At 69.9% G+C, this 12,569-nt stretch carries 11 protein-coding genes; 8 read left to right on the top strand and 3 right to left on the bottom strand.

What is annotated here, in order from left to right:
- Window positions 1–8: 8 nt before the first annotated feature.
- The 6 genes from ACFWNN_RS41540 to ACFWNN_RS41515 all read left to right on the top strand — a co-directional run bounded on the left by ACFWNN_RS41540 (window position 9) and on the right by ACFWNN_RS41515 (window position 5,556).
- Entirely contained in the window at window positions 9–1,250 is a 1,242-nt protein-coding gene (locus ACFWNN_RS41540; protein WP_382445483.1) for an MFS transporter, read from the top strand.
- Window positions 1,247–2,011, top strand: a complete 765-nt coding sequence (locus tag ACFWNN_RS41535) for a 2-keto-4-pentenoate hydratase (protein ID WP_382445482.1) — start codon at window positions 1,247–1,249, stop codon at window positions 2,009–2,011. Before ACFWNN_RS41540 ends, ACFWNN_RS41535 begins: the two co-directional genes overlap by 4 nt.
- 3 nt (window positions 2,012–2,014) lie before the next feature.
- On the top strand, window positions 2,015–2,212 hold the full coding sequence (locus tag ACFWNN_RS41530; RefSeq protein WP_382445481.1) for a 4-oxalocrotonate tautomerase family protein: 198 nt from the start codon (window positions 2,015–2,017) through the stop codon (window positions 2,210–2,212).
- On the top strand, window positions 2,209–3,642 hold the full coding sequence (locus ACFWNN_RS41525; protein ID WP_382445480.1) for an aldehyde dehydrogenase: 1,434 nt from the start codon (window positions 2,209–2,211) through the stop codon (window positions 3,640–3,642). Before ACFWNN_RS41530 ends, ACFWNN_RS41525 begins: the two co-directional genes overlap by 4 nt.
- A 24-nt stretch (window positions 3,643–3,666) precedes the next feature.
- The gene (locus tag ACFWNN_RS41520; RefSeq protein WP_382445479.1) at window positions 3,667–4,239 is read left to right on the top strand and encodes a PadR family transcriptional regulator; all 573 of its coding nucleotides are present in this window, start codon (window positions 3,667–3,669) and stop codon (window positions 4,237–4,239) included.
- 519 nt (window positions 4,240–4,758) lie between these two features.
- Window positions 4,759–5,556: a Ku protein gene (locus tag ACFWNN_RS41515; protein WP_382445478.1), complete on the top strand. Its 798-nt coding sequence runs from the start codon at window positions 4,759–4,761 to the stop codon at window positions 5,554–5,556.
- Here the strand turns inward: ACFWNN_RS41515 and ACFWNN_RS41510 are convergent.
- Window positions 5,549–6,193, bottom strand: a complete 645-nt coding sequence (locus ACFWNN_RS41510) for a PP2C family protein-serine/threonine phosphatase (protein WP_382445477.1) — start codon at window positions 6,191–6,193, stop codon at window positions 5,549–5,551. The genes ACFWNN_RS41515 and ACFWNN_RS41510 overlap by 8 nt on opposite strands.
- 70 nt (window positions 6,194–6,263) lie before the next feature.
- Complete coding sequence (locus tag ACFWNN_RS41505; RefSeq protein ID WP_382445476.1) at window positions 6,264–7,202, bottom strand: helix-turn-helix transcriptional regulator; 939 nt, start codon at window positions 7,200–7,202, stop codon at window positions 6,264–6,266.
- Window positions 7,203–7,246: 44 nt separating this feature from the next.
- On the opposite strand from ACFWNN_RS41505, the gene ACFWNN_RS41500 reads away from it, so the two are divergent.
- Window positions 7,247–8,323: an epoxide hydrolase family protein gene (locus tag ACFWNN_RS41500; protein ID WP_382445475.1), complete on the top strand. Its 1,077-nt coding sequence runs from the start codon at window positions 7,247–7,249 to the stop codon at window positions 8,321–8,323.
- A gap of 83 nt (window positions 8,324–8,406) precedes the next feature.
- Window positions 8,407–11,013, top strand: coding sequence for a tetratricopeptide repeat protein (locus ACFWNN_RS41495; RefSeq protein WP_382445474.1), 2,607 nt, complete (start codon window positions 8,407–8,409; stop codon window positions 11,011–11,013).
- On the opposite strand, the gene ACFWNN_RS41490 is transcribed toward ACFWNN_RS41495, so the two are convergent.
- Window positions 10,993–12,540, bottom strand: coding sequence for a PQQ-binding-like beta-propeller repeat protein (locus tag ACFWNN_RS41490; RefSeq protein WP_382445473.1), 1,548 nt, complete (start codon window positions 12,538–12,540; stop codon window positions 10,993–10,995). The two genes, ACFWNN_RS41495 and ACFWNN_RS41490, sit on opposite strands and share 21 nt — an antisense overlap.
- Between the last annotated feature and the right edge of the window lie 29 nt (window positions 12,541–12,569).

Raw genomic sequence — 12,569 nt, 5'->3', positions numbered from 1 at the left:
AAGCCGTCATGCGTTTGCTGATCATCGTCTTATGCGGTCTCGCCCTCGCCTTCGACGGCTACGACCTCGTCGTCTACGGCACGACCATCAAGGCCCTGCGCGAGGAGTGGGGCATCAGCGCGGCGCAGGCGGGCACGATCGGCAGTGCCGCCCTGGTCGGCATGCTGGTCGGCGCGTTGCTCGTCGGCACGCTCACCGACCGGTGGGGCAGGCGCCGGACGTTCCTGTTCAGCGTCGCCTGGTTCTCCGTGCTGATGGCGGCCTGCGCGCTGGCCCAGGACCCCGACACGTTCCTGGTGCTGCGGTTCCTCGCGGGCATCGGCCTGGGCGGGCTCATGCCGACGGCGGCCACGCTGACGATCGAGTACGCGGCCGAGAAGCACCGCGCTTTCACTTACGCCGCAATGCAGTCCGGCTACGCGATCGGCGGCATCATGGCCGCGACGCTCGCGATCCCGTTGCTGCCCACGGCCGGGTGGCGGGTGATGTACCTGATCGGCGCCGCGCCACTGGTCCTCGTGCTGCCGCTGGCGTGGAAGTACCTGCCGGAGTCGTTGGAGTACCTGGTTTCCCGCGGCCGCCAGGACGAGGCCCAGAAGCTGGCAGCCCGGATCGGCGTCCCGGTGCCCGCACCGTCCGACAACGCCCGCAGCGGGGTGCGCACGCTGGTCCAGCGCCCGTACCTGCGCCGCACGATCCTGTTCTGGCTGGCGTCTTTCTGCGGTCTGCTGCTGGTCTACGGCCTGAACACGTGGCTGCCCGAGATCATGCGCGCCTCCGGCTACCCGCTCGGGTCCGCGCTGAGCTTCCTGCTGGTGTTCAACCTGGGCTCGGTCGTCGGCGCGCTGCTCGGCGGGCGGCTGTCCGACAAGCACGGCGCGAAGCCGGTCATCCTCGGCTCGTTCGCCCTGGCCGCGATCTGCGCGGCGGCGTTGAGCACGAACCCCGGCCAGGTCGCGATCTACGTCCTGATCGCCGTCGCGGGCTACGGCACGATCGGCACGATGCACCTGATCAACGCCCACGTGACCAGGTCGTACCCGGCCGGTGTGCGGGCGACGGGCATCGGCTGGGCGCTCGGCGTCGGCCGCCTCGGCGCGATCCTCGGCCCGGCGGTCGGCGGCCTGATCATCGACTCCAGCCTCGGCGCCGGCTGGAACTTCTACTTCTTCGCCGTGGTCGCCGTGCTCGGCGCGGCCGCCGTGGCGGCGTTCCCCCGCACCCGTGAACTGGCTGGAGCCCCCGCGTGAACCAGACCGTCGAAAGCGCCGCCGCGGAACTGCTGCGGCGCGAGGACGACCGCGTCGACGGCGAGCCGTTGACCGACACCTGGCCCGACCTGGACCTCGACACCGCCTACGCCATCCAGGACGAGACGCTGCGCCTGCGGCTGACCCGCGGCGAAGCGCTGATCGGCGTGAAGCTCGGCCTGACCTCGCGCGCCAAGCAGCAACGCATGAACGTCGACTCGCCGTTGGTGGCGTGGCTGACCGACGCGATGGCACTCCCGCAGGGCGTGCCGGCACCGCCGCTCATCCACCCGCGCGTCGAGCCGGAGATCGCGTTCGTCATGGGGCGCAGGCTGTCCGGCCCCGGCGTGACGGCCGCGACGGCGATCAGCGCGGTGGACAGCGTCCTCGCGGGCCTGGAGATCATCGACAGCCGCTACCGGGACTTCCGCTTCACGCTCCCGGACGTGGTCGCGGACAACGCCTCCTCCGGCGCGTTCGTGACCGGCAGCGTCCACCGCTCCCCCGGCGACCTGAACCTCGCCCTGGAGGGCTGCGTGCTGTCGTCGGGTTCGTCCATTGTGCACACCGCGACCGGCGCGGCCGTCCAAGGTCACCCCGCGGAAGCGCTTGCGCTCGCCGCGAACACGCTGGGACGCCGGGGAAAGCGCATCGAGGCGGGCTGGATCGTGCTGACCGGAGGCGTGACGGACGCGGTGCCGCTGGAGATGTCGGTGTCCGTCGAGTTCACCCACCTGGGCCGCCTGACGGTGGGGAGCTGAACCGTGCCGATCGTACGCATCGAGGTGGCCCAGGGCCGTGACCCGGAAACCCTCCGCAAGGCGTTGCGGGCCGTCCACGAGGCGGCCCGCGACAGCCTGGGCGTGCGGGACGAGCAGGTCCGGGTGCTGCTGACCGAAGTCCCGCCCCAGCACTGGAGCGCGGGCGGGAAGACCTTGCAGGAACGGGAGCAGGAGCGATGAAGAGCATCAAGCACGTGATCGGCGGCGCCGAGGTCGACTCGGCCGACGGCGCCACGTTCGACGACGTGGACCCCTACACCCAGCAGCCGTACGCGACCGTGGCCCTGGGCGGCGCCCACGAGGCCGACCTCGCCGTGCGGGCCGCCCGCAAGGCGTTCGACGAGGGCCCGTGGCCGCGCATGTCGTTCGAGGAACGCGGAAAGCTCCTGCACCGCCTCGCCGACCTGATGGACGCCCACACCGCCGACCTCGCGCTGGCCGACACCCAGGACATGGGCAAGCCGATCACCGCCGCCACCGCCAAGGACGTCCCGCGCTCGGCCCTGAACTTCCGCTTCTTCGCCGACCACGCCAGGCTTTCCGAGTCGCAGCACCTCCCGTCCGCCACCGGCCACCACACCTTCGTGCAGCACGCCCCGGCGGGCGTGGTCGCGGCCATCGCCCCGTGGAACTTCCCGCTGATGCTGGAAACCTGGAAGGTCGCCCCCGCACTGGCCTGGGGCAACACCGTCGTCCTCAAGCCGGCCGAGGACACCCCGCACTCCGCCTACCTCCTGGCCCGCCTCGCCCTGGAGGCGGGCATCCCGGAAGGCGTCTTCAACGTCGTGCACGGCTACGGCCCCGGCTCGGCGGGCGAAGCCCTCACCACGAATCCGGCCGTGGACCGCATCACCTTCACCGGCGAGTCCGGCACGGGCAGGGCGATCGCCCGCGCCGCCGCCGCGAACCTGACCCCGGTGAGCTTCGAACTGGGCGGCAAGGGCTGCAACCTGATCTTCGACGACGCCGACCTGGACAACGCCCTGTCCTGGTCGCTGGAGGCCGCCTTCGGCAACGCGGGCCAGGTCTGCCTCGCGGGCTCACGCCTCTACGTCCACCAAGGCATCTACGACGAGTTCACCGAACGCTTCGCCACCGCGGCCGCCGCTTTGTCCTTGGGCGACCCGAAAGACCCCACGACCCGCCTGGGCCCGCTCGCGAGCGAGGAGCACTACCGCAAAGTCACCGGCTACCTCGACCCCGAAGCCCACGGCCACGCGAAACTCCTGGGCGGCGGCACCGCACCGGGCTGGTTCGTCAGGCCCACCATCGTCCTGGACCCACCACCCCACGCCGCGGCCCTCCGCGAGGAGATCTTCGGCCCGATCGTCACCATCACGCCCTTCACCACCGAGGACGAGGCGGTGAAGCTCGCCAACGACACCCCGTACGGCCTCTCCGCGATGGTGTTCACCGAGAACCTCCACCGAGCCCACCGCGTCGCCTCGACCCTGAACAGCGGCAACGTGTGGGTGAACTGCTTCTTCGTGCGCGACCTCCGCGCCCCGTTCGGCGGCTTCGGCGACTCGGGCCTGGGCCGCGAAGGCGGCGCCTACAGCAAGGAGTTCTTCACCGAGGCCAGGACCATCACCATGCGCATCACCTCGTAGCGCCCCGAACGTTAATATCGATACATGTCTCTTCCTCACGTCCTGCTGGGCGTCCTCGAAGCGAGGCCGATGAGCGGCTACGAGCTCACGCAACTCTTCGGGGCCTCCACGAGGTGGGTGTGGTCGGCCCCGCAGAGCCAGATCTACCCGGCCCTCAAGAAGATGGAAGAGAACGGCCTCATCCAAGGCGAAGAACAACAACGCGGCACCCGCATGACCCGCACCGTCTACACCATCACCCCCGCGGGCCTGGCGGAACTGAAGGAGTGGATCGGCACACCACTACCGATCCCTCCCTCCCGCGACGCCCTGGAAGTACAAGCCCTCTACTTCGACCTGGTCCCAGCCGAGTCGGCGAAGCGAGTGCTGAAGGAGTTCATCAGCGAACAGGAAGAGGCCCTCGACCACGCCGAGGCACACCAGGCCCGCCTGCTGGCCAAGGACACCGAACTCCTGCGCGAACGCATGACCAAACGCCCACCGGACCAGCACGACCGCATGGCCCGCCTGAAGGCACACGTCTTCGCGGGCCACGCGGCCGTCGCAAGGACCCGCATCGCCTGGGCACAGGAGGGCCTGCGCCTGCTGGACGAGTAGGCGACACACAGCGAGGTGGCCAAGCGGCAGTGGTCGGGGCGTGGTGGCGGGGCGCGTGGGTCGGTGGTGAGCCAAGACGGGTGAGGCCTTGCCGGGTACCAATGGCTTTAGGTGATGCGAAGCCGAAGGCGAGCCCGTACGAGCGCGCGAACGCAATGGCGCAGCCGAGCTACCAGACCTCAACGCAATGCCGAAGGCGAGGCGTCCCTCCTGGGCTCATCACGGCAACCGGTAATGACGTGACGTACCTGCACAAACGCAACCACGCACGCTTGAGATTGGGGCTTGACTTTGGGTGCGAGGTGCTAGCTTCTCGAGCTCGGCCGGGCGCTTTTCAGCCCGGCCTTTTCCGGCCGATCAGCGCCTCGCAAGGGCCCCGAAGTCAAGCCCCAATCTCTATCGACGCGCCAGCGGCGATGACGCAACCAACACTCGTCCGCAGTTCGTCTTTGCGCCCAAACCCAACCACCCCACAAAGGTGACGTTAAAGACCGGGCAAAAGCGGGTACCCGCCCGACCATGGCAAGGGCGATCTGGAGCGGATCCATCAGCTTCGGCCTGGTGAGCATCCCGGTGGAGCTGTACAGCGCCACCGAAGACCACACCGTGCACTTCAACCAGTTCCAACGAGGAACCACCGACCGAATCCGCTACAAACGGGTCAACGAACGCACAGGCCGCGAAGTCCCCTACGACAAGATCGTCAAAGGCCACGAGACCAAGTCCGGCGAGTACGTCCTGATAGAACCAGAGGAACTCGACGAGATCGCCCCGGGCCGCAGCCGAACCCTGGACATAGAAGCGTTCGTGGACGCGAACGAGATCGACCCGGTCCACTTCCAGAAGACCTACTGGCTGGGCCCGGCGAAGCAGGACTTCGCCCGCCCCTACCAACTCCTGGCCCAGGCGATGAAGAAGACCGGCCGCGCCGGCATCGCCATGTTCGTCATGCGCGGCAAGCAGTACCTGACCGCGATGACCGAGGACAAGGGCGTCCTGGCCGTCCACACCCTCTTCTTCGCCGACGAGATCCGCGCCCCGAAGGACGTCCTCGACGTGACCCCGCCCAACCGGGCCCCGCGAGGCAAGGAACTCGACATGGCGATCAGCCTCGTCGAGTCCATGGCCGACGACTGGCGCCCGAAGGACTACCGGGACACCTACACCGAAAAAATCAACAAGCTGATCAAGGCCAAGCAGAAGGGCCGCAAGGTCAAGCCCGAGGCGGAACCGCAGGAGTCCACCGACGTCGTCGACCTCATGGACGCTCTGCAACGCAGCGTCGAGGCGAGCAGGAAGCGCCGCAAGGTCAGCTGACGACGAGCGCCGTCGCGTTGTCCGTTCCCCGCGCGTACAGCGCCGCCCGCACCAACCGATCGGCCGACCCCTGCCCGGACAGGATCGCCCCGATCCCCTCGTGCCCCAACGGCCCGTAAACCCCGTCGGAAACCAGGGCCAACCGAGAAGCCCGAGTGAACGCCCGCCCGACATTCGACGCAGTCGCATGCCGAACGGTGTTGGTCACCACGTGCTCCATCCGAGGCTCAAACCCAACCCCACGAGCCCGGAAGTACTCAGCCACAGTGTGATCAACAGTCAGCTGCACGAGCTCCGACCCGTCAAAGCCATAAGCCCGAGCATCGCCGGCCCAGGCAACGTCGAACCCGCCCTCGACCCGAGCCACCCCGACAACGATCACCGCATCGCCGGCGTGAACCTGCAACGCATCCCGAGCAGCCAGCACAGCCGCGACCGGATCAACGAGAAGGGCCGCGGCACGGGCAGCAGCCCAGGCCGCCTCGGCCGCAACAGCAGAATCCCCCACCCCGTCGGCGACGACGAACGTGCGGCGCCCGACAGCGAAGGCGTCGGCGTTGTAGGCGCGCGGGCCGCGGTCGGACGCGTGGGTCACGGTGAGCGCGGCGCCCAGTGGCATGGTGCGATCGATCAGCATGGCGGACCTCCCTGACCTCCACTAAGCCGCGTGCGCCTAGGAGTCTGCTGTCAGGACCCTGAGAAATTCTCTAGAACTTCGCCGCCCGGCGAAATCGGGCGGCGGCGCGCACCAGCGCCTCTGACAGCTCCGGCGGTGACACGACCTCGAACTCGACCGTGATGCTCGCCAGCATGAACACCACGTCGTCCATCGTCTCGCCTCCGACGCGCACGTGGCACGACGTTTCGTCCACAGCCAAAACCTCGCCGTAGCTGCGCCACTCCAAGGCCTCAGCAGCGGGCACGCTCAGTCGCACCACACCTTGCACCGGCCACCGATCGGCCACCCGCGCGGCCACGAACGCCCCCGCGTCGCCGCCCGGAATCTCACGCGGCGTGAAGCGCGCACCGAACGGAGTGCGCACGCTCATCCGATCGAGCCGAAAAGTCCGCCAGTCCGCCCGAAAACCGTCCCAGGCCACCAGATACCACCGCCGGCCCCACGTCACGAGCCGGTGCGGCTCGACCTCGCGCTCCGACGAAACGCCCGCGTGCCCGACGTAGCCGAACCGCAGGAGTTGCCGGTCGCGGCAGGCGGTGCCGACCGCCAGCAACGCAGCGGCGTCCACGACAGGCGCCGACCCGGTGAACGGCACGGTCGAGATCTCCAAAGCCGCCACACGGTGCCGCAGAGCGGAAGGCAGCACCTGCTCGACTTTGAGCAACGCGCGCACGGCCGTCTCACCGATGTTCTCGATGCCACTGGCCGTGCGCAGCCCCACGGCCACGGCGACCGCCTCGTCGTCGTCGAGCAGCAACGGCGGCAACTGCGCACCGGACCCGAGCCGGTACCCACCACCAGAGGTGCCCATCGACGCGTGCACCGGATAGTCGAGTGACCGCAACCGATCCACGTCACGGCGCACCGTGCGCGTGGTGACGCCCAACCGCGAGGCGAGCTCCGCGCCGGACCACTCACGACGCGCCTGCAGCAGACCGAGCAACTTCAACAACCGGGCCGAGGACACTGTAGGACCATATCTGTCCTACAGGCCCAATAGCGTCCACGACCATGAAGCCGTTCGAGATCAACATCCCGCAGGAAGACATCGACGACCTGCACCGCCGCCTCGACCAGACCCGCTGGCCGATCGAACCGGAGGGCGCGAGCTGGGCCCAGGGCACGCCACAGCAGCGCCTGAAGACCCTCGTCGAGCAGTGGCGGAACTTCGACTGGCGCGCCAAGGAACGCGAGCTCAACGAGATCCCGCAGTTCGTCACCGAGATCGACGGCACGCCACTGCACTTCCTGCACGTGCAGAGCCCCAACCCGAACGCGAAGCCGCTCATCCTCACCCACGGCTGGCCCACGACCTGCTTCGCGTTCCAGGACATGATCAAGCCACTGACGAACGACTTCCACCTGGTGATCCCGTCGGTCCCGGGCTTCGGCTTCCCCGGCCCCACCACAGAACTCGGCTGGACCATCCCCAGGGTCGCGGGCATGTTCGCGGAGCTCATGCACCGCCTCGGCTACAACAAGTACCTGGCCCACGGCTACGACTACGGCGCCAAGCTCACCCGCGAACTGGGGCTGCGCGAGACCGTCGAGGCCATCCACGTCAACCAGATCTTCTCCGCCGGCGTCACCCAGGAGACGGCGGACATGAGCGTCGAGGCCGAGCGCCTCTCCGTGGAGAAGGCCTTCCGGTACGAGTACGAGCAGTTCGGGTACGTGTCGATGCAGAGCACCAGGCCGCAGTCGGTCGCCCACGCGCTCACCGACTCACCGCTGGCTCAACTGGAGTGGATCGAGTGGGCGTTCCACACGTGGAGCGACCCGGAGATCGGGGTACCTCTCAACGCACTGCTCACGACCGCCTCGATCTTCTGGTTCACCCGGACGGCGGGGTCGTCGGCGCGCTACTACCAGGAGGGTGACGAGACGTGGGGCGAACTGGAGCCGCCGTCGGACACGCCGACGTCGGTCGCGGTGTTCCCGCACGACGTCGGGGTGGCGATCCGGCGGATGGCCGAGCGCAACCACGCCATCGTGCGCTGGACCGAGATGCCGCGGGGCGGGCACTTCGCCGCGCTGGAGGTTCCGGAGCTGATGGCGGAGGAACTGCGACAGGCTTTTCTTTTGTGAGGATAGTGTGATCACGTGAGGTTCACGGCGGGCGGAAGCGGTCACCCCGAACACGGCACGCGGGAACGGCTACGGTGATCACCGTGCGGTTCACGGTCCTCGGCGGCGTCACGGCTCGGGTGGACGGTCACGTCACCGAGTTCGGCCCGACGCGCCCCGGTGCTCTGCTCGGGGTGCTGCTCGCCGGGGCGGGCCAGGTGGTGAGCGCCGACGACCTGGTGGAACGGGTGCTGGGGGCCGCTCCCCCGCCGCGGGCCCGCGCGTTGATGCAGACCTGGCTCACGCGGGTGCGGCAGACGTTGCCCGGCCTGATCGAACGCGTGGGCGCCGGGTACGTCGTCCGGGTCGATCCGCTGGAGATCGACCTGCACCTGTTCCGGCACCTGGTGCGCACGGGCAGGACGGCGGAGGCGCTGGCGCTGGCCCAGGCCGAGCCGCTGTCCACACTGGACACTCCGTGGGCGGTGCGGCTGCGGGCGGACTTCGCGGCCGAGGTGCTCGCCGCCCGGCTCGCCCACGTCGACGCGCGGCTGGAGGCGGGCGAGCACGCGACGCTGGTGCCCGAGCTCCAGGCGCTCGCCGCCGAACACCCGCTCGACGAGCGGATCGCCGCGCAGCTGATCGAGGCGTTGCACGGCAGCGGACGCGCGCCGGAAGCGTTGCGGCACTTCGAGGTCGTGCGGGAGAACCTCGCGACCGAGCTGGGCGCCGAGCCGTCGCGGCACCTCACGACCCTGCACCGGCGGCTGCAGGCCGCCTCGGCGCCGCGTCAGCTGCCGGCCGCACCCAAGCCGTTCACCGGCAGGGCGACGGAGCTCGCGGAGCTCGACCAGCTGCCGACCGGCGTCGTGGTGATCACCGGAACGGGCGGGGTCGGCAAGACCTCGCTCGCGGTGCACTGGGCGCATCGGGCGGCGGAGCGGTTCCCCGACGGCCAGTTGTACGTGAACCTGCACGGCTTCGGCCCGAGCGGTGCCGCGGTGAGTCCCGGCGACGCGGTGCTGCGGTTCCTCGCGGCGCTCGACGTGCCGCGAGCGCAGGTGCCGCACGACCTCGCCGGGCAGTCGGCGCTGCTGCGGGACGCGCTCGCGGACAAGCGGGTGCTCATGCTGCTGGACAACGCCACGGATGCCGAGCAGGTCGAACCGCTGCTGCCGCGCACGCCGCACGCGCACGTGGTGATCACCAGCCGCACGACGCTGAAACCCCACTACGCCAAGGAGTTGCCGCTCGGCCTGCTGCCGCCCGACGACGCCCGCGAGCTGCTGGCCGCGCGGATCGGGCACGACCGGGCGCGGGCCGAACCGGACGCCGTCGACACCGTGGTCCGCCGCTGCGCCCGGCTGCCGCTGGCACTCGCGGTGGCCGGGGCACGGGCGGCGACGCAGCCGGAGTTCCCGCTGGCCGCCCTCGCCGACGAACTGGCGGACCTCGACGCGTTCGCCGACGACGATGACGTCACGGCGGACCTGCGCTCGGTGTTCTCCCACTCCTGCAAGGCGTTGAGCCCGCCCGCGCTGCGGCTGTTCCGGTTGCTCGGCCTGATGCCGGGCTCGGACATCAGCCGCGCCGGCGCCGCGTCGCTCGCGGGCACCCCCCTCGGCGAGACCGGGGAGCTGCTCGCGGAACTGGCCCGCGCCAACCTGATCGACGAACCGGAGCCCGGCCGGTTCACCTGCCACGACCTGCTGCGCGACTACGCCGCCGAGCTCGCCCTCGACAGCGAGCGGGAGGACGCGCTGCACCGGTTGCTCGACCACCTGGCGCTGACCGGCGTGGAGGCGGGCGTCGAGTACACGCCGAGCAGGCGCCGGCCCGCCACGCCCGGCCCCGCGCCGGGGGTGATCGTGCAACGGTTCGGCACGCACGAGGAAGCGCTGGCGTGGCTCATGGCCGAGCACCCGACGCTGATGGCCGCGATGCCGCACGGCACGCCGGAGCAGACGTGGCTGATGGGCTGGTCGCTCGCCGACGCGCTCGACCGGCAGGCCCGCTACCGCGATCTCCTCACCTCGCAACAACTCGCGGTCGCCGCCGTGGAACGGCTCGGCGACACCGACGGGCTGGGCCGGTCGCTGATCAACCTCGGCCGCAGCCTGAGCCGGATGGGCCGCCCGGAGGAGGCCACCGCCGCGCTGCGCCGCGCGCTCGACGTGAACGAGGGCAACCCGGCGGGCCAGGCGGAGGTGCTGCTCAACATCGCGATGCTGTGCCCGGACGACCGGATCGAGGAGGCGCTGGAGCACACCCGGCGCGGGCTCGCGTTGTACGAGGAGGTCGGCGACGCCTACGGCCAGGCGAACGCGCTGACCGGCCTCGCCTGGGGCCACGGCAAGCTCGGTGAGTACGCGCGGACGGTCGAGTACGCCGAGCGCGCGATGCGGATGTGGCAGGAGATGGACCACCTGATCGGCCAGGCCGAGGCGTGGGACAACCTGGGCACCGGCTACCTGGGGCTGGGCGAGCACGCGAAGGCGGCGCAGGCGTACACGCGGTCGTCGGAGCTGTTCCGCCTCGGCGGGGACATCCCGCTGGAGGCAGGCTCGTACGAACAGCTCGGCGACACCCACGCGGCGGCGGGTGACGCCGAGCTGGCTCGGGAGGCGTGGCAGCGGTCGGCCGAACTCCGCACGCAGGCGGGACTTTCGGCCGACCAGGTGCGCGCGAAGCTACAGGCCGAAGGCCAGTAGCACCGACCCGTGCGGGTTCGTGTAGCCCGACGAGTAGCCGGACTGCACGTAGACCATGCCGTCCGAGATCACCGCGCCCGCCCCGGGTCCGGCCATGGTGCCGCCGCGCCCGGTCAGTCCGTTGACACCGCGGACGTCCTGGATGGTGTCGTAGGACCAGAGGATCCTGCCCGTCCTGCTGTCGTACGCGCGGAACTTGCCGTCGAGCGCGCCCAGCCACACCACGCCGGGTGAGCTGGACACGGGCAGGCCGTGCGCCTGGTAGCAGCCGGGCTGTCCGGCCGCGCCACCCGTCGAGCAGCCGTCAGCCGGAGCCGGCGTCTGCCACAACACCTTGCCGATGGCCGGATCCACCGCGAACAACGTGCCGGGATCGGCGTAGTAGGTCGCGATGTAGAGCCGCTTGCCGTCGAAACTGGACCCCCACTGGATGCCCGAGATGCCACCGCTGGGCAACGGCACGCCGAGCTGCCGGCGCCACACGACCTGCCCCGTCGTGGCGTCGAACACGTGGTACACGCCCGACTTCTGGCCGACACCGACGAGCTGACGGCCGTTGACGGTGAAGAGGTTGGGCGTGGCGCCGATGTCGTAGTCGAGGTTCGTGCCGTCCTTCAGCCCGGGGCAGTAGCCCTCGGCGTCGGGTTCGTTGCACGCGCCGCGCCACGTGTCGGCGTCGGTGACCTGGTTGGTCCACTTCACGGCGCCGGTGCGGGCGTTCAGCGCGAGCAGCGAGTCGAACTCACCGCCCTTGCCGGTGTAGTTCTGGCCGGTGCCGACGTAGAGCGTGCCGGTCCTGCGGTCGATCACCGGCGAGCTCCACACCCCGACGCCGGACGGCTCGAACCGCTTGGCGCCGTTGGGCCACGTGCCGACCTGCACCGGCTCGGGCACCGTGTAGTGCCGCCACACCAGCGCACCGGTGTCGACGTCGAACGCGTCGATGTGACCGCGGAACGTGCAGCAGTCGTGCGTGTTCGGCAGCACGTTCTCGGAGCTGGACGTGCCGACGTACACCAGTCCGTTGTGGACGATCGGCGAGCTGGTGGTGATCGAGGCGATGCCGGGATCCAGCTGCACCTGCCACTTCAGGCGCCCGGTGCGCTGGTCGAGCGCGAAGAACCGGCTGGCGCTGTCGCCGAAGAACACCTTCCCGTCGGCGACGGTAGGGCTGTCGGAGTTGAACGCGTACCGGTCGGCGGCGGGGAGCGCGTACTCCCACCTGGCCCGCCCGGTGCGCGCGTCACGGGCGTAGAACTTCCCGTCGGGGCCACCGAAGTAGACGGTGTCCCCCACGATGGCGGGCTGGCTGCGCACGCCGTTGTACACGCCCTTGGGGTAGGCGAACGCCCACTTCAGCTTGAGCTTCGAGGCGTTGCCCGCGTTGAGCCGCCACTCCCCGGCGGCGTGGCGCGATCCGTTGAGGTCCTTCTGCCAACCGGACCAGTCGCCGCTGCCGTGGGCGGTGGCGGGTGACGCGGTCAGCACTACTAGCGCTGCCGTGAGCAGCGCGGTGGTTCTGAGCATGGAATTTTCCCCCTTCCGCACACCACACT

The organism is Lentzea sp. NPDC058450 (genome assembly GCF_042721395.1).
Taxonomy (GTDB): domain Bacteria; phylum Actinomycetota; class Actinomycetes; order Mycobacteriales; family Pseudonocardiaceae; genus Lentzea.
This window is presented reverse-complemented; position numbering and strand designations above follow the sequence as displayed.